Source organism: Myxococcus xanthus (assembly GCF_006402735.1).
Classification (GTDB): Bacteria; Myxococcota; Myxococcia; order Myxococcales; family Myxococcaceae; genus Myxococcus; species Myxococcus xanthus_A.
Window position 1 is genome coordinate 7,112,966 of the sequence record NZ_CP017174.1, and the last position, 15,754, is coordinate 7,128,719.

At 69.4% G+C, this 15,754-nt stretch carries 16 protein-coding genes; 7 read left to right on the plus strand and 9 right to left on the minus strand.

The genetic code is table 11. The annotated features are described in order from the left end of the window. Nucleotides 1-89: 89 nt before the first annotated feature. Nucleotides 90-782, minus strand: coding sequence for a type IV pilin protein (locus tag BHS09_RS29160; RefSeq protein ID WP_237079895.1), 693 nt, complete (start codon nucleotides 780-782; stop codon nucleotides 90-92). Nucleotides 783-918: 136 nt separating this feature from the next. Between BHS09_RS29160 and BHS09_RS29165 the strand changes: the two genes are divergently transcribed. The 5 genes from BHS09_RS29165 to BHS09_RS29185 all read left to right on the plus strand — a co-directional run bounded on the left by BHS09_RS29165 (nucleotide 919) and on the right by BHS09_RS29185 (nucleotide 4,713). Continuing rightward, a complete protein-coding gene (locus tag BHS09_RS29165) occupies nucleotides 919-1,932 on the plus strand; it encodes a DUF2157 domain-containing protein (protein ID WP_140799656.1) in 1,014 nt (337 codons plus the stop codon). Between the two features lies 1 nt (nucleotide 1,933). After that, the gene (locus BHS09_RS29170) at nucleotides 1,934-3,031 is read left to right on the plus strand and encodes a DUF4401 domain-containing protein (RefSeq protein ID WP_140799657.1); all 1,098 of its coding nucleotides are present in this window, start codon (nucleotides 1,934-1,936) and stop codon (nucleotides 3,029-3,031) included. Beyond that, nucleotides 3,031-3,519: a GDYXXLXY domain-containing protein gene (locus BHS09_RS29175; protein ID WP_174260100.1), complete on the plus strand. Its 489-nt coding sequence runs from the start codon at nucleotides 3,031-3,033 to the stop codon at nucleotides 3,517-3,519. Before BHS09_RS29170 ends, BHS09_RS29175 begins: the two co-directional genes overlap by 1 nt. Nucleotides 3,520-3,658: 139 nt before the next feature. Further along, the gene (locus BHS09_RS29180) at nucleotides 3,659-3,913 is read left to right on the plus strand and encodes a hypothetical protein (RefSeq protein ID WP_174258927.1); all 255 of its coding nucleotides are present in this window, start codon (nucleotides 3,659-3,661) and stop codon (nucleotides 3,911-3,913) included. Beyond that, entirely contained in the window at nucleotides 3,910-4,713 is an 804-nt protein-coding gene (locus BHS09_RS29185) for a biliverdin-producing heme oxygenase (RefSeq protein WP_140794698.1), read from the plus strand. The genes BHS09_RS29180 and BHS09_RS29185 overlap by 4 nt, the downstream gene beginning before the upstream one ends. A 20-nt stretch (nucleotides 4,714-4,733) precedes the next feature. On the opposite strand, the gene BHS09_RS29190 is transcribed toward BHS09_RS29185, so the two are convergent. The 8 genes from BHS09_RS29190 to BHS09_RS29225 all read right to left on the minus strand — a co-directional run bounded on the left by BHS09_RS29190 (nucleotide 4,734) and on the right by BHS09_RS29225 (nucleotide 13,589). Then, on the minus strand, nucleotides 4,734-6,461 hold the full coding sequence (locus tag BHS09_RS29190; protein WP_140794699.1) for a sigma-54-dependent transcriptional regulator: 1,728 nt from the start codon (nucleotides 6,459-6,461) through the stop codon (nucleotides 4,734-4,736). 339 nt (nucleotides 6,462-6,800) lie between these two features. Next, on the minus strand, nucleotides 6,801-7,685 hold the full coding sequence (locus tag BHS09_RS29195; RefSeq protein ID WP_140799658.1) for a class I SAM-dependent methyltransferase: 885 nt from the start codon (nucleotides 7,683-7,685) through the stop codon (nucleotides 6,801-6,803). Between the two features lie 9 nt (nucleotides 7,686-7,694). Further along, nucleotides 7,695-8,483, minus strand: a complete 789-nt coding sequence (locus tag BHS09_RS29200) for a ZIP family metal transporter (protein WP_090490250.1) — start codon at nucleotides 8,481-8,483, stop codon at nucleotides 7,695-7,697. Between the two features lie 30 nt (nucleotides 8,484-8,513). After that, a complete protein-coding gene (locus BHS09_RS29205; RefSeq protein ID WP_140794702.1) occupies nucleotides 8,514-9,770 on the minus strand; it encodes a COG3014 family protein in 1,257 nt (418 codons plus the stop codon). Nucleotides 9,771-9,785: 15 nt separating this feature from the next. Then, the gene (gene lpoB, locus BHS09_RS29210; RefSeq protein WP_090490447.1) at nucleotides 9,786-10,394 is read right to left on the minus strand and encodes a penicillin-binding protein activator LpoB; all 609 of its coding nucleotides are present in this window, start codon (nucleotides 10,392-10,394) and stop codon (nucleotides 9,786-9,788) included. Between the two features lie 14 nt (nucleotides 10,395-10,408). Continuing rightward, nucleotides 10,409-11,236 (minus strand): hypothetical protein, encoded by an 828-nt coding sequence (locus tag BHS09_RS29215; RefSeq protein WP_140794703.1) that lies wholly within the window; start codon nucleotides 11,234-11,236, stop codon nucleotides 10,409-10,411. A 15-nt stretch (nucleotides 11,237-11,251) separates the two neighbouring features. Further along, nucleotides 11,252-11,818 carry a hypothetical protein gene (locus BHS09_RS29220; protein WP_140794704.1) on the minus strand — a complete coding sequence of 189 codons (567 nt, stop codon included), beginning with the start codon at nucleotides 11,816-11,818 and terminating at the stop codon, nucleotides 11,252-11,254. 121 nt (nucleotides 11,819-11,939) lie between these two features. Then, on the minus strand, nucleotides 11,940-13,589 hold the full coding sequence (locus tag BHS09_RS29225) for a mechanosensitive ion channel family protein (protein WP_140799659.1): 1,650 nt from the start codon (nucleotides 13,587-13,589) through the stop codon (nucleotides 11,940-11,942). Between the two features lie 180 nt (nucleotides 13,590-13,769). On the opposite strand from BHS09_RS29225, the gene BHS09_RS29230 reads away from it, so the two are divergent. Both BHS09_RS29230 and BHS09_RS29235 read left to right on the plus strand, forming a co-directional pair. Further along, the gene (locus BHS09_RS29230) at nucleotides 13,770-14,153 is read left to right on the plus strand and encodes a response regulator (protein ID WP_002634498.1); all 384 of its coding nucleotides are present in this window, start codon (nucleotides 13,770-13,772) and stop codon (nucleotides 14,151-14,153) included. 5 nt (nucleotides 14,154-14,158) lie between these two features. After that, complete coding sequence (locus tag BHS09_RS29235) at nucleotides 14,159-15,700, plus strand: multiheme c-type cytochrome (RefSeq protein WP_174260598.1); 1,542 nt, start codon at nucleotides 14,159-14,161, stop codon at nucleotides 15,698-15,700. Nucleotides 15,701-15,754 lie beyond the last annotated feature (54 nt).

Consider the following 15,754-nt stretch of genomic DNA (forward strand, 5'->3'; position numbering starts at 1 on the left):
AGTCAGATACGAAAAGCGCGGGATTTCCGGGTCGTCCGCCCACGGCGATTTCGCCGGGCGAAGCGCCAGCTCCCGGCGGACCGGGCTCGTCAACCGTCGACGTCGTTCACGACATTCGTCGGAGTGCCGGGAGGAACGGCCTCGCCAGACTCATCCTTGAGCGTCCCCGTGGAGATGAGCCAGACATCCACCGTGTCATCGATGTCGATGTTCCCCGCACAGGCCATGGTGACGTAGCAATCCGGGCACGTCCCAAAGACGCCCACCTGCCGAGACACCCACGCGGGGAGGTCCGCCAGGGTGATGGCCCGGCGGCTCGCGTCCCGAGAGCGGTCCACGCCAATACCACCGGCGTCCGCCGGGACCTCGTCCTCCTCCGTGTCGCGCGCCACCAACGGCCCCGTGCCCGTGAAGTACGCGTAGCGGTTGCCACGCTCGGGGATGAAGCCCGCCTTCAGGATGCGCGGCTCGAAGGTGCCGTGCTCGGCGTTGTGGCTGCGCTGGGCGCTGAAGAGGCCGCGGAGGTTCGTCTTGCACTCCTGCTGCTTGGAGCGCACCGGAAGCTTGTTGTAGTTGGGGATGGCGATGGCGGCCAGGACGCCCACACAGGGGCAGAGAAAGAACAGTCCCAGGGCCAGCACCACGCCGCGTGGGCTCCCCCAATAGGAGCGCTTCGGGACGGACGACAGGTTCCCGCAGGCACAGCGGACGATGGCGCCCGGGCCCCGCCCCGTCACGTCGAGCTCGCTGCCGCACTTCGGGCACTCCAGGTTTGCCGCCATGGACAGGGCCCCTTGGCACACGTGCGAGCCACACACGAGGGCGGGCAGCCTAGCATGACCCACGGGCCGACCTTCGGACAGGCGCGGCAGGCATGCGGATGGACGCGCCACCCGGCCGGACCGCTAGACTGCGCCCGTGCTGAAACCCTTGCTCGACCTTGACGCGACGCCTGAACGACTCCGGGCACTCGCGGACGCTGGCGTCCTGACGCCGACCACCCTGGAGCGCGCGCTGCACCTGTCCGTGGCCACCCCGCCGCGGCAGGACTGGCGGCGCTTCCTGTCCACCACGCTGATGGGCCTGGGCGTGCTGCTGGTGCTCGCGGGCGTCATCTATTTCTTCGCGTACAACTGGGCGGACATGCACCGCTTCGCGAAGCTGGGCCTCATCGCGGCGGCCATCACCGGCGCGACGGTGGGCGCCTGGAGGCAAGGCGCGACGCTGGGAGGCCAGCTGTCACTGTTCGCGGCCTCCGTGCTCGTAGGCGCGCTGCTGGCCGTGTACGGACAGGCGTATCAGACGGGCGCGGACCCGTATGAGCTGTTCATCGGCTGGGCCGTGCTCACCCTCCCCTGGGTGGTGGCGTCCCGTTTCGCGCCCCTGGGGCTGCTCACGCTGGTGCTGGTCAACACCGGCATCATCCTCTTCTGGGACCAGGTGCTGGATACGGAGATGGACCAGACGTACTGGCTGGCGGTGGTGCTGGGCGGGCTCAACGGCTTCACCTGGGCCACCTACGAGCACTTCGCCAACCTGCGCGTGTCCTGGCTCCAGGCGCGCTGGGTGCCCCGGGTGCTGGCGGTGATGGCGGTGGCGCCGGTCCTCGTCGCCTCGGTGCCACTCATCATGCACCCGTCGCGAGCCCCCACCGGCGCCGTGGTGGCGCTCCTCCTGGTCCTGGCCTCGCTCGCGGCCGAGTACGCCCTGCACCGGCACCTGAAGGGCGAGCTGTTCATGCTCACGCTCGGCGCGGTGAGCGTGATGACGCTCCTGACCTCCGGCGCCGTCAGCATCGTCTTCGATTCCTACCAGGACGTGGAGGTCCTGGGACTCTTCCTGCTGCCGCTCTTCGTCATCGCCCAGGTGGCGCTCGCGGTGTGGTGGCTCCGGCATGAAGCCCGTGTCACCGGCGCCACGGAGGAGTCCTGACATGGCCCTGCGTCCCTCGTTGCAAGACGTGCTGAACTCGCTCCAGGCCGAAGGCCAGCTCGAGCCCGACGCCGTGGACCGCGCCCGTGTGGCCCTGGAGGCCCATCAGCGCCAGTCCGTGGCCGTGCCCTGGTTCGTGAAGGCCTTCGCCGGCGTCGGCGCCTGGCTGTCCGCCATCTTCGTGCTGAGCTTCTTCGCCTGCGCGGGCCTTTGGGAGGAGCAGGTGGTGATGGGCGTGGTGGGCCTGGGCCTGTGCACGGGCGCGACGATGCTGCGTCGCACGTTGCGCGGCGTCTTCGTGGAGCAGCTCACGCTGGCCCTGTGCCTGGCCGGCGCCGCCATGGCCTCCGCCAGCTTCGGCATCGAAACGGAAAGCGAGAACGTCGGCGCGGTGGTGGCGCTGGTCATCAGCTGCGTGCTGCTCATCGCCTACCCGGACGCCATCCTCCGCTTCCTGAGCACGTTGGCGGTGGTGGGCGCGGCCGGATTCCTCGCCTGGCACGTGGTGGGCGGCTTCGCACTGGACCTGCTGATTCTGGGCTGCGCCGCGCTGATGTACTTCCTCTTCCTGGAGCAGGCCCGGCTGCGACGGGGAGCCATGGGCGAACTGGTGGGGCCGGTGGCCTTCGCGCTCGCGTGCGCCATCCCCGGCGTGCTGCTGGTGCGCGGCATGAAGGACGTGGCCCGACACTTGTTCGACACCGTCTCCGCGCTCCCGGATGCCGTGCTGACGTTGGGACTCACGGCGCTGACGCTGTACACGGCGTGGCGGGTGCTGCGTGAGCTGGCGCTGGAGCCCACCGGCGTGGCGGGCGCGGCGGTGTTCGCGGCGCTGACGCTGGTGGCCGTGCTCACGCCCCATACTCCGGCGGTCATCACCGCCGTGGGCATGCTGGTGCTCGGCTTCCACCGGCGCAGCAGCGTGCTGCTGGGGCTGGCGGTGGCGTACCTGCTCGCGTCGGGCAGTTGGTACTACTACGACCTGGGCCTCACGTTGCTGGCCAAGGCGCTGGCGTTGATGGGCAGTGGCCTGGTGTTCCTGGGCCTGCGTTCGTTCCTGCTGCGGCGCTTCCCCGCCCCGGCGACGGAGGTGCGGTGATGTCGCGCACGGCGGTCATCTTCGGCGGGCTGGCCTTCGCGCTGCTCGTCCCCACGGGGCTCGTCGTCCAGAAGGAGCACGTGCTGCGCTCGGGCACGCCGGTGCTGCTGGAGCTGGCCCCCGTCGACCCGCGCTCGCTGATTCAGGGCGACTACATGGTGCTGGACTACGCCATCAGCCGCGAGCGGGACGCGAACCCCGCCACCACCGCGACCGACGGGAACATGGTGCTGCGGCTGGACGCGAATGGCGTGGGCACCTTCGTGCGCTTCGACACGCCCGACACGCCGCTGGCGCCCGACGAACTCAAGCTCCGGTACCGTCTGCGCAAAGGCCGCTACCGCCTGGGCGCGGAGGCCTTCTTCTTCCAGGAAGGCCACGCCGACCGCTACGAGGGCGCCCGCTACGGCGAGCTGCGCGTGGCGGACAGCGGCTCCAGCGTGCTGGTGGGTCTGCGGGACGCGCAGCGCCAGCCCCTGGGCCGCTGACGCCCTCCTCTGTCGGACGCCGGTCTACCTCCCCACACCCGCTGCAGGTCGAGAAAAGGCCGGGGCTTGCTCTCCGCCGGCCTTTGGCGCATCATCACTTTGATTTCGATACTCAAAATCAAAATCAGGAATGGCGACGATGCCCGGTCAGGGATGCGGCAAGACGGTACTGGCGCGAGGTCCATGCGCTGAAGTGACGCAGTGCTCGTGCGGGCACATCCACCTGGCCATGGGGCCGGTGACGATTCGCGTGGAGGAGGAAGTCCTCCGCGCCATCGGGATGACGCTGGCGGAGGCGCTCCAGCAACTGGGGACACCGCTGGAGTCCCTGTCGAACGAGGACGCCGGGCCCCTGGCGATGAGCGCGCTGGCCGGCGGCGGGTGGAAGCAGTGAGCGCCACCGGCACACGGCGGCTGCCGCGGACGGACGTGTCCGCGCGTGTGAAGCGGTGGGTGGAGCCCCAGCCCCCTGCGTCCCCGCAGCAGCTCCAGTCCACCCCCCCGGCGCCCCTGTCCGTGTTGCTGGCGGAAGGCACGGCGAAGCTGGCCGAGCAGGCGGAGCGCTCGCTGTTCATCCAGTCCCTCTTCTTCGACGCGTGGGAGGGCGGCATCTACGGCCAGTACGTCCGGGCGCAGCACTACGTGAGCCACCTGCGGCAGCTCCACACGCTCTACACGGCGTTCGAAGCGGCGCTGCCCCACGTCATGGGCACCACGCTCACCACCGCGCTGCTGCTGCCCGAGCTGCGGCTGGCCTCCGGGCTGGAAGCGGACCTGACGTACTTCTGCGGCGAGTCCCGGACGGACACCTTCGCCTGCGTGGAGACGCGGCTGCACGCCGAGCGCATCCGGGAGGTGGCCGAGGACGCCCCGCACCTGCTGGTGGCGCACGCCTACGCGCGCTGCGTGCTGGACGTCTTCAGCGGGCACCGCCGGGCGCGGCGAATCACGGACGCCTTCGAGCTGGCGGAAGGCCAGGGCACCACCTTCTACGGCACGGTGCCCGAGGCCGGGCTGGCGGCCTTCCGCGTCCGCTTCCACTCGCGCATCGACGGGCTGGAGCTGGACGAGGACGAGGCGCGCGAGGTGGTGCAGGAAGCGCGCATGGCCTTCCGGCTCCACGCGCTCGTGTGTGACGAGCTGGCCCGGGGCGCCACGGGCATCGCCGCGGGCCCCCACGCCGACGCCCGGTAGTTCCCGGGCGCCGCGGCGGCTCAGACGGCGTCAACCTCCGACAGCAAATCGGAGAAGGGCGAGTTCTCCTCGCCCAGCGCCTTGTAGAGCGAGTCCACCTTCTCCAGCTCGCGCTTGAGCGCCTTGTGGTGGTTGCGGTTCTTCACCAGGCTCTCACGGCCCAGCAGCTTGAAGCCCTCGTCCCGCCCCACCTGGCGGATGGCCAGCCCCAGCACCATGCCGCGGAAGGCATCGGCCAGGTCCAAATCCAACGGGGCATTGCGGCGGCGCGCCTCCGCGACGAAGGCCTGGGCGGCCGCGCGCAGCGCCTCCGGCAGCGGCCGGGCGCCGGGGGCCTGCTCATAGTCGAGCGCCCGCGCGACGTGCTTCTCGTGCAGCACCAGCTCGCCCGTGGCGCCCGCGTGCTCCACCATGGCCAGCGTGTAGGCGCGGCGGACGATGTTGTCGAGCTGCCGCAGGTTTCCCGGCCAGGGGCTTCCCACCAGCAGCCGCTCCGCCTCCTTCATCAGCCGGGCATGGCCGTCCGGCGAGCGCTCGCGGTGCCGGCGGTTCACCATGTACTGCGCCCACAGGGGGATTTCGTCCTGGCGCTCCTGCAGGGCCGGCATGCGCACCGGCAGCACGTTGACGCGGTAGTAGAGGTCCTCGCGGAAGCGGCCGGCGCGAACCTCCGCGTGCAGGTCCGCGTTGGTGCCGATGATGAAGCGCACGTCCGCCTGCCGCTCACCGGTGCCCTCGCCCAGCGGCCGGTAGCTGCGCGACTCCAGCAGGTGCAGCAGCCCCGCCTGGGCCTTGAGCGACAGCTTGTCGATTTCGTCGATGAACAGCGTGCCGCCCTCCGCGCGAGCCACGCTGCCGGGGGCATCTCGCACCGCGCCGGTGAAGGCGCCCTTCTTCCAGCCGAAGAGCTCCGCCATCTGGAGGTCCTCGGGCACCGTCACCAGGTCCAGCGTCTCGAAGGGTTTGCCCCGGCGGTTGGAGCGCTCGTGGCACCAGCGCGCCAGCCGCGACTTGCCCGCGCCGGTGGCGCCGCTGATGAGGATGGTCTCATCCTGAAGCGCGAAGACGCGGAGGATGGGTAGCAGCTCCGCCATGGAGCGCCCCACCACCGGCAGGAATTCATCCACCTCCGGCCGGGCCACGGGCCGCTGCGGCAGCCGGGTCAGGTACGGCGCCGCCACGTCCGCCAGCAGTTGGAGCCGGTCCCCCGCGTCCAGCCAGACGAAGTCCTGCCCCATCGCAGCCAGGCAGTCCGCCTCCAACGAAATCATGCCCTCGATGTCGCCGCCCGGCGTGCGCAGCGGCAGTACGCAGACGTGCGTCGCGTGACGCCCCAGGAAGCGCTGCCGGCTCTCATGGCTGTTGAAGCCCGCCAGGCTCGGGTCCCCCGTCACGGGGGCGTTGGGCGCATGGGGCTGCACCGTGCCGACATTCACGTCGATGGACACCGCGCACCGGTGCTCCACCACCGCGCGCCACGCCGTGGCGGACGTGAAGAAGGGCGTGCCTACACTGGCATCCGTAATCTCCGCTGCCCCTACCTCTAGCGCGGCCAGACTGCGGTAGGCCTCTCCCGGGCGGAGGTGGACGATGCCTCGCAACACCCGGCCCCGGGCTGCGTACCGACTGGACGCAACGGCCTCCTGGGCGACAGCCTGCAGCCTCCGGAGTGTTGCGGCAGCCGCGGCCTCGAAGTCCCTGGCTCCCCGCAAATCCGTGAGGAGTTGTGCCATCTCGTCTTGCTGCATCCACTCGCCTCCGTCCAGTGCCCTCCGACAGGCTCCGTCAGGAACCACATCAGGGGGACGGAGTGTAGCGGAGATGAAGAACGCGGAAGGAGCGGCCCCTCCTTCCGCGTTCCCGAAACTCCGATACTGCGGGGCAGCCCGGTCTCCCGAAGCGCCACGGCAGAACGTCATGCGCGTCCCGTGCCAGACGCGACATTCGTGTGATTCCAGGGGGATGGGTGAACGCGGCCACCACGGAGGGGCCTGACTTGCGTTCCAGCAGGACGCGCCTGCGTCCCATCAGAACGCAGGCCACCTGAAATTCACCACGAGTATCTCTTCCGCCCTCTCAAAACGCCCTCATCGTGAAACCTTGGGCGATTTTTGGGGCGTCGAGGCCCTCTTGGGCGCTTTCCGCGTGGACGCACGCTTGGGCCCGGCAGGGTCCACGGGCTGAGACTCGGGGTCCGGCTGGAGGACGAAGACGCGATCCAACCGGAGGCTTCCCCGCTCCACAGGTGCGTTGATGTCGTAGTCGAAGGTGTACCCGGCCAGCACCCGCATGCCCGCGTCGCGGAACAGCTTCGCCGCCTGGGCATTGCTGTACGTGCGGAAGTACCACTGGGTTTCGATGAGCCAATCCTTGTCCGGCCCGGTGACGCGCAGGCGGTTGCGCATGGGCGAGCGCCGCGCCCGCTGCTCCGGAAGGCCCTCGTTCGTGTTGCAGACGACGCGGTCCTCCCCCACCTGCCCCACCCAGCGCTCGTGTTCGGGCCGGGCGCGCGCGTAGTCCGTGAGGTGGAAGCCGAGCACGTAGATGCCGCCCGGCTTCAAGAGCCGCCGCGTCCCCAGCAGGTGCTGGCGCGCCGCGGCCTCACTGTCCAGGTAGCGGAAGGTCGACACCAGACAGTGCGCCAGGTCCACCTGACCCTCCAGCGACGGGTCGGCGAAGGACTCCATGCGTGACGGCCCCAGCTTCACGCGCCGCCGCTGCGCCGGCGTCAGGCGCTTTCGCGCATGGGCCAGCATCGCCTCGGAGATGTCATAGCCCACCACCCGCAGGCCCCGGCTCGAGGCCTCCTCCACGAGCCGCCCCGCGCCGCAGGCGGGCTCGAGCCACAGCTTGCCGCCCGTGCCGAAGCGCTCGCTGAGCGTCTGGAGGAAGTCCACCTCGCGCACGGTGTCCGTGCCGAAGATGGCTTCGTAGTACTGCGGGTGTTCGTACCAGTCGGTGCGTTTTTCCATGAAGGGCGCTCAGTGGCCGGGGTGCTCGGGGTGCCCCATCAGCCGCGCGAGCAGGAACATCAGCAGCAGGCCCGCGAAGAGCGCCAGCACGTTGCGGCCCGGCTGGTCCTTGCCGTGCCGGTGCACGTGCGGCAGCAGGTCCGACACGGCGATGTAGAGGAACGTACCCGCGGAGAAAGCCAGGGCCTTGGCCGCGAGGCTTTCGAACTGCAGCATCGCGTCGAAGAGGAAGTAGAGCAGCGCGCCGGCCGGCACCATCATCCCGTACAGCGTGGACAGCGACAGGATGGAGGCCTTCGAGCGCCCCTCCGTCTTGAGGATGGAGGCCAGCGACAGCGCGGAGGGCACCTTGTGCGCGACGATGGCCAGCAGCGCCATGCCCCCCACGCCCTCCTCCACCGCCGAACCCAGGGCAATGCCGTCGAACAACGTGTGCGTGGACAGCCCCAGGAAGGCGGTGAGCCCCAGCACGTGGCCCGGATGCACGGAGTGCCCGGTGCCCGCCATGGTGTCTCCGTGGGAGATGTCCTCGCCCGCGTGCGCGACGAGGTAGCGCTCCAGCACCAGCAGGAAGGCGAAGCCCGCGGGCACCAGGGCGAAGGCCCACCATCCGCCACCCAGATACGCCTCCGGCAGCATGTGGAAGAAGGCGGCGCCCAGCATCACGCCCGCGGCGAAAGCCAGGAAGCGCACCAGATGGGTGGGTCGGTCGTTCAAGACGACGACCACGGCGCCAGCCAGCGCGCCGAGGACGATGATGAGGGAATACAGGGCCACCGTGGCCAGGACCGGCGACATGGGGCGCGCACCCTACATCAAAAAACCAAATCAGTAGCGCCGGAGCACCAACAACCCCACCCGGCCCGGTTTCACCTCCACCGGATGCTCCGTCACCTGCCCCCAGCTCGTCACACGCACGGTGTGACTTCCCGCGGGCACGCGGAAGCGCGCCACCTGGAACTCCGCGGGCAGGGAGAGCCAGGAGCGCAGGTCTGGCGCATTCATCGCGTTGAGGACGAGGAAGGTCAGCACGCCCAGTTCATCGCTCTTCGTCAGCGCGCCCACGCCCGCCGCCACGCCCGCCTTCACGGCCACGCCCGCGAGCTGCTTCGCCAGCATGCGTCCAATCCGGTCATTCAGGTGGACCACGGCCACGTCCGCCAGGGACGTCACCGTCACCGCCTGCTGGGACTGGCCCTCCAGGGCGACAGTCACGGGCGGCGCGAGCCCCCGGTTCCGGTAGGTGGGGACTTCAATCAGGTCGCCACCGCCGCCCGGGTCCCTGGAGCCGCGCTGCTTCTCGGGAGACAGGCCCGCCTCCACCACGACGACGAGCTGCCCTTCGTCCGGCGCCAGCGGCGCGTGCGGGACGTCCGGGTACTTCGCCAGCAGCTCCGCGTACATGTCGTCGCGGCCCACCTTCTTCGCCAGCCGCAGCAGGGGTTCGGCCAGCGCGTCCTTTCGGGGCGCGATTTCATAGGCCTTCGCGTAGTCGATGTAGGCCGAGTCCCAGTCCCGCTGGTCCTCCCGGATGACGCCGCCCAGGTAGCGGGCAATCGCGAGCTGCTCGTAGGGCTTCTTCTCCTCGGCGATCATCTTCTCCAGGCGCTCGTTGACCTGGCGGACCTCCACCATGGCGGCTTCGTCGTCGCCCAGTTCCGCGTAGTTGAGCGCCTGGAGGACGGAAATCATCAGCTTCTCGAAGTCCTCCCCTCGGTAGGTGCGCTGACGCTCGTTGGTGACGAGCGTCTTCGCCTCCTCGCTGACGGAGACACTGTCGATCTGCTCGCTGAGCCGTTCCGCCTCCTCGAGCACGGCGTTGCTCTCCGCCCACTGCCCGGCGGCGTGCAACACCATGCCCTTGTCCATGAGCACCAGCAGGCGGTCCTGCGCGGGCCCCTCCTTCGTCGCGGCCTCCAGGGAGGACAGCGCGCGCGAATAGTCCCCCTGTTGGTACGCGGACCGCACGCCCCGGGTGCGCGCCACATAGTCACCCGCACAGCCCGACGACAGGAGGAGCACGCTCGCGAGCGCGAGCGCGCCCCACCCGCTCAGGCGGACCGGGCTGCGGGAGTGGATGGACATGGAAGGGTGCGCCCGTTACCAGCTCACGCCGCGCTTCTCGAACTTCTTGCGGATCTGCTTCTCGTCCGTCCACTCGATGAGGCCGGTCCGCACGTTGCTGAGCTTCGCGGTCATCTTGTAATAGACGAGCTTGTCACGGCCGACCTCCTGGATGATGGAGGCGAGGTCGCCCGTCATCAGGAAGTCCACCGACGTCTGCTGACCCGGGCCCTTGGCGGTGTTCGGGTCGACGTAGCCGGACTGCTGGTACTCGTACTCCTCGGCGATGTCCTGGCGAGCCTGCTGGTCCACCAGGGCGAAGCGGCCCGTCTGCGCCAGCGCCGTCTGGATCTTGTCGCCCAGCGAGCGCATGTCGATGTGCTCGGAGGTGCTGTTCTTCAGCTTGCCCACCAGGACGATGGGCAGCGAGCCATCCGGCCGGGGCTGGGAGAAGCGCGGCGAGGTGGCGAGCGACTCCGCCATCTTCTTCGCGATGAGCTGCAGGTCGTTCTCGTTGAAGCGGTCCGACAGCATCTCGATGGTGTTCGGGTCCTCGTACGTGCCACGCGTGAAGGCGCGCGGGCCCGTGCAGGCGGACAGCGAAGCGGCGAGGCAGGCGGACAGAAGCAGGCGGCGGGTGTTCATGGTGCGGGTCACTCCTAGTTCCATTCGCATTCGAAGCGGCTGCCTTCGAAGTTCCACTTGTAGGCGAGCACCGCGTCGCGGCGGTACCCGGCCGTCAGGCGGCAGACGTTCTGCAGCGACGCACGAGGATAGTCGAAGGTGTAGCGCTGCGACCGCGACAGCTCCTGCGCGGTGAGCTGGGACGGATGCGTGAGCGTGGGGCTGGCGCTGGCGACCACCAGCACGTTGTGCTTGCCGTAGGTGCGCAGCGGCACCTCGCCCGCCAGCTGGACACGGCGCACGGTGCGCGCGACGAGGATGTCGCTGCGGTCCACCGTCGTCTCGTGGCTGTTGCGGCGGCGCAGCAGCTCCGGGATGTTGGCGGTGAAGACGCGGGTGATGTCTCCGTCGTCCACGAAGAAGTAGAGGAACGCCTCGCGCGCGGTGCGGCTCTCCCCGGTGAAGTCCAGCGTCACCAGCAGGTTCAACCCGCGGTTGGGCGCCAGTCCGTGCCGGGACACCGCGGCCAGCACATCCTTGTCCACGCCGGCCTTCTTGAGCCGGATGAGGCCGTCCGCGCTGGCGTCGCAGGCGCAGCGGCGCTCCTCAATCATCTTCACGATTTGCGCGGGCTCGAAGCCTGCCTGGGACAGCTTCGTCAGCTCCTCGTCGGTGAGGGGGAGCTGGTCGGAGCGCTCGTAGATGCGCGGGAGCTGGTTGGGGTCCCACTGGATGATGTTGTAGGTCTGCACGTCTCCGGCCGGAAACGGCAGGTTCACCTGTGGGCTTCCCCGGCCGGAAACAGAGACGGGCGCCTGGCTGGAGGTCAACGCCAGCGTGGCGGCAAGCAGCTGGGCAATCATGTCGAAGCCTCCTTGCTAGAACTTGTAGCCCACGGACATGCCCAGCCGGTGCGTGACGCCGCCACCGCCAATGGGGATGTCCGGGGTGTAGTTGAGGGCCATGAGGATGTTCTCGTGGTCACCCAGGAGGATTTCGGCACCCAGCTGCGGCGAGATGCCGAAGCGCAGGCCCTCTCCCTCCGGGATGACGATGGCACCGGCCTTCAGGCCCGCGGTGAACACCAGCGGCCAGCCCCAGGTCCGGAAGCGCGGACCCACCATGCCGACGAAGCGGCCCCCGTCGAACACGTAGGCACCACTCACGTCCAGCTGGTACCAGTCCGCGCCCCACAGCGACAGCGTGGCGCCCACGAACAGCGGCGGGCCTTCCGGCGCGCCCCGAGGCGGCTTGCGGGAGTTGATGGCCGCGCCCCAGTCGAGCTGGAGCGACACGCTCCGGCCTCCGGGGCCGCTGTAGCCGCCCTTGCCGTACTCGGACTCCTCTGGACCGTCCGTGCGGCCTCGGGATTGGGCACTGGCGGTCAGCGGCACGGTGGCGGCCACCATCGCAAGGGCCCCACACAACCTGACATGACGCATCATCTCGAAGACTCCCCCGGGCGGTAGGTGCGAATTTCCAGCGCTATGACGGCGCGGCGCGCCGACTATTCAAAACCCCATGCCCCCAGGCAAGGGCTCACTGCGCCTGGGGGGCAGCCAGCCTTCACGCCCGAGGCGGCGTGGGCGGCGAATCCGGGGAAGCGGACAGCCGCACCGGATCCAGCTCAGGCGGCGGGAAGGGACGCGCCTCCGTGCGGGTGACGGGCAACCACAGCGGGTGGGCGCGCAGGAAGGCCACCAGCTTCTCGCGCACCAGGGCCCGCAGGTCGAAGAGTTTGCTGAAGTCCGACACGCTGACCAGCGCACGCACCGTGAGGGTCCGGTCCAGCACGTCCAGGACGACCACCGTCGCCACGCGGCCGTCCCACATGGACTTGCCCTCGTTCTCCAGGATGCGGCGAAGCTCCGCGCGGAGCGCGTCAATGTCCGTCTGGAAGTCCACCTGGAGGATGACGGGCCCCAGCATCTCCGGGTTCCCCTTGCTCCAGTTCTGGAAGGGCTTGTCCAGGAACTGAACGATGGGGATGACCAGCCGGCGCTGGTCCCACGTCCGCAGCACCACGTAGGTGAGCGTGATTTTCTCCACCGTGCCCCACTCGCCCTCGGTGATGAGGGTGTCGCCAATGCTGATGGGCTGGGTGATGGAGAGCTGGATGCCGGCCAGCAGCGTACCAATGGACTTCTGCGCCGCGAGGCCGAGCACCAGGCCGGCGATACCAGCGGAGGCCAGCAGTGACACTCCGACGTTGCGCACCACCTCGAACTGGATGAGCAGCAGCGCCGCGGCGATGACGTAGGTGGCCACCTCGAAGATGGCGCGGAGCACCACCAACTGCGTGCTCACGCTGCGTGCCCGCGCCGCGTCCTTCATCTCCGACGACACGCGGCTCTGCACGAAGGCGACGGAGACGTGGAGGATGCGCAGCACGGCCCAGGCCAGCGCCACGACGCTCAACGAATAGCCGATCCGGATGAACAAGCCCTGCGCCGGACGCGGCAGCCGCAAGAGCAGCGTGCCCACCACCAGCAGCGCGGAGAAGGTGAGCAGCTTCAACGGCCCCTTCCCCGAGGAGACCACATCCTCCTCCCAGGTGAACCGGGTCCACCGCGCCACACGGCGGGCGAAGGCCAGGACCAAGCGCTCCAGCAGCACCGCCAGGCCCAGGCTGCCCAGCACCGTCACCAGCAGCCCCAGCCACTGCCAGGGCTCCAGTCCCAGCACCGTGTCACTGAAGAAGAAGGCCGGCAGGAGGCCCACCAGCCGGGGGCCATACTCCGCGAAGAGCGGGTCCACCTGCCGCACCGTGGACTCGCTGAAGACCCAGACCTGCTCCCCCTCAGCAGAGGAGACACGCTGGACGCGGACGGGGACGTTGTTCCCCTGCAACGGAATGGTGCCCAACTGGTCGTAGCGCGCGTCGGCCGGGTCGCCCTCCTGCTCCTTGCTCAGCGAGCTCACGTCCACGGGCAGCTTGCGGTCCAGCACGAACTTGAGCGCGCGGGCCAGCTGGAAGCCCCGCTCCGCCTGCTGGGCGCGGGGGATGTAGTCCAGGTCCAGGTAGTGCGCCGCCAGGGCGTAGTCCCCCCGGTGCGCGGCGGACAGAAAGCCCTGCACGGTGGCCTGCGGCGTCTTCCGGTCCACCGAGGGGGGCGGCGGGTTGAGGCCCGCGTTGAGCGCGGCGGCAGGAAGGCTCCACAGCAGCCCCAGTCCCAGGACGAGTGCTCTCAGGGTCCAACTGTCACGGTGCATCATGGCTGACTTCCATATCCCTTTTCGGATGTCTCACTGGAAAGAAGTCGTCCCCGGAGACCCAGCGGGCGAGCGTGCGGCGGTGGACATCCGAAATCAGGGAAACGCCGGCCCCGGGAGCGCACGGGAAAGCGTTGGTGCGGCGCGTGGGGGTAGGATAGAACGGAGTGAAGGAAGGTCGCCGTGTCCGAGAAGCGAAGAATCCTCCTGATTGATGACAGCGAGATTACGCTCGCGATGGAGAAGGCCGTGCTCGAAGCGCGCGGCTACGAGGTCATCGCCACCTCCACGCTCATGGAGTTCGAGAAGACGCTGCAGACCTGGCGCCCGGACCTCATCCTCACCGACATCCACATGCCCGAGGCCAAGGGCACGGATATCTGTCGCACGCTGAAGAACGAGTACGGCACGCAGGACATCCCCATCGTCCTCTTCTCCAGCCTCCCGGACGACGAGCTGTCCAAGCTGGCCGAACAGGTGGGAGCAGACGGCTCCCTGTCCAAGGTGAATGGACTGGAAGCCATGGGCGAGAAGATCGACGAACTGGTGCAGAGCATCCTCTGGTGAATCCCATGCGTGCCTTCCTCGCCGCGGCCCTGCTGGCCGCGTCGCTCGCTGGCTGTGCACGCAAGGACCCGCCCCCCAAGCCCGCGGAAGCGGACGCTTCGTCTTCGTCGGCCACCGCCGCCGCGGCAGCCAGCCAGGGCCCGGGCGCCATCCTCTTCCTCTCCGCCGACACGCGTGGCTACCTGGGCCCGTGCGGCTGTAGCGAGAACATGCGGGGCGGCATTGCCCGCGCCGCCGCGCAGGTGCAGTCGGCGCGCAAGGGCTCGCTGCCCGTCCTCTATGTGGATGGCGGCAACAGCCTCTTCGGCGAGCAGCGGCTCAAGCCGGGACAAGTGCCCCAGGAGGAGCGCAAGGCCAAGGCGCTCGCGGACGCCATGCGGCACATGGGCCTGGCGGTGCGCGCCACCGGCCCGCTGGACGACACGCAGGGCGTGGACTTCCGCAAGGGCCTGGGGCTGCCGGAGCTGGCGCCGGGCGCGGTGAAGCTGCTGCCCGCGGGCGAACGGAAGGTGGGCGTGGTGGCGGCGACCACGGCCGCGCAGCTCGCGGAGGCCAGCGCCCAGGCCCGCGCGCAGGGAGCGGACTTCGTGGTGGGCCTGCTGGACGTCACGCTGGACGTGGCCCAGCAGGCGGTGGAGCAGCCGAGCCTGAAGGCCGACGTGGTGGTGGCCACCCGCACCGCCACCGAGTTCAGCGGCGAGCAGAACCGGCTGGTGCGGTCCGCGGTGCCGGTGGTGGCGCTGCAGAGCAAGGGACGCTCGCTGCTGCGCGTGGACCTGGCCTATGCGCCCCAGGCGGGCCCCTTTGCGTTGCAGAAGGGTCAGGATGACCTGGAGCGTGAGGCCGCCGCCCTGGAGCAGCGCACGGCGCTGCTGGACAAGGACATCAACCTCCCCGGCACGGACCCGAAGCTCAAGGCGCTCAAGCAGGGCAAACGCGACGAACTGGTGGCGCGCCGGCAGTCCCTGCTGGACGCTCCGCCCGTTACCCCCGACGGCGTCAACGCCTTCACGCTGCGCTTCGTGCCCCTGGAGTCCAGCCTTCCCTCCGACGCGGAGGCGGTTGCGCTGGTGTCCGCCTACGACGCGGACGTGGGGAAGATGAACCTCGCCTGGGCGAAGGCGCATGGACAGGACTGCCCGCCTCCGGCGCCGGGCCGCGCGGGCTTCGTGGGCAACGAGCCCTGCCGCACCTGCCACGAGGACGCCTTCCCCGTCTGGGAGAAGTCCAAGCACCACCACGCCTGGGAGACGCTGGAACAGGTGGGCAAGCAGTTCCACCTCAACTGCGTGGGGTGCCACGTCACCGGCTGGGAGCAGCCCGGCGGCGTTTGCCGGCTGGACAAGGTGGCGGGCCGCGAGGACGTGGGCTGCGAGAGCTGCCACGGTCCGGGCTCGGAGCACGCGGATGCGCCTGGCACCAACAACATCATCGCCTCGCCGGGCGAGAGCGTGTGCGTCACCTGTCACAACCCGGAGAACTCGCCTCACTTCGATTTCGCGACGTACCTGCCGCGCATCGTGGGGCCGGGGCACGGGAAGCCCTAGTCATCCAGGAATCCGGGGCCTCGCCTGGGCGGTTGCTCTTACCGGCCGTCCGAA

Excerpts from the sequence above, each read along its gene's own strand:
- BHS09_RS29225 (WP_140799659.1), bottom strand. The coding sequence starts at position 13,589 with ATGATGCACCGTGACAGTTGGACCCTGAGAGCACTCGTCCTGGGACTG.
- BHS09_RS29200 (WP_090490250.1), bottom strand. The coding sequence starts at position 8,483 with ATGTCGCCGGTCCTGGCCACGGTGGCCCTGTATTCCCTCATCATCGTC.
- BHS09_RS29190 (WP_140794699.1), bottom strand. The coding sequence starts at position 6,461 with ATGCAGCAAGACGAGATGGCACAACTCCTCACGGATTTGCGGGGAGCC.
- BHS09_RS29175 (WP_174260100.1), top strand. The coding sequence starts at position 3,031 with ATGTCGCGCACGGCGGTCATCTTCGGCGGGCTGGCCTTCGCGCTGCTC.
- BHS09_RS29205 (WP_140794702.1), bottom strand. The coding sequence starts at position 9,770 with ATGTCCATCCACTCCCGCAGCCCGGTCCGCCTGAGCGGGTGGGGCGCG.
- BHS09_RS29220 (WP_140794704.1), bottom strand. The coding sequence starts at position 11,818 with ATGATGCGTCATGTCAGGTTGTGTGGGGCCCTTGCGATGGTGGCCGCC.
- BHS09_RS29160 (WP_237079895.1), bottom strand. The coding sequence starts at position 782 with ATGGCGGCAAACCTGGAGTGCCCGAAGTGCGGCAGCGAGCTCGACGTG.
- BHS09_RS29215 (WP_140794703.1), bottom strand. The coding sequence starts at position 11,236 with ATGATTGCCCAGCTGCTTGCCGCCACGCTGGCGTTGACCTCCAGCCAG.
- BHS09_RS29195 (WP_140799658.1), bottom strand. The coding sequence starts at position 7,685 with ATGGAAAAACGCACCGACTGGTACGAACACCCGCAGTACTACGAAGCC.
- BHS09_RS29235 (WP_174260598.1), top strand. The coding sequence starts at position 14,159 with ATGCGTGCCTTCCTCGCCGCGGCCCTGCTGGCCGCGTCGCTCGCTGGC.
- BHS09_RS29180 (WP_174258927.1), top strand. The coding sequence starts at position 3,659 with ATGCCCGGTCAGGGATGCGGCAAGACGGTACTGGCGCGAGGTCCATGC.
- BHS09_RS29170 (WP_140799657.1), top strand. The coding sequence starts at position 1,934 with ATGGCCCTGCGTCCCTCGTTGCAAGACGTGCTGAACTCGCTCCAGGCC.
- lpoB (WP_090490447.1), bottom strand. The coding sequence starts at position 10,394 with ATGAACACCCGCCGCCTGCTTCTGTCCGCCTGCCTCGCCGCTTCGCTG.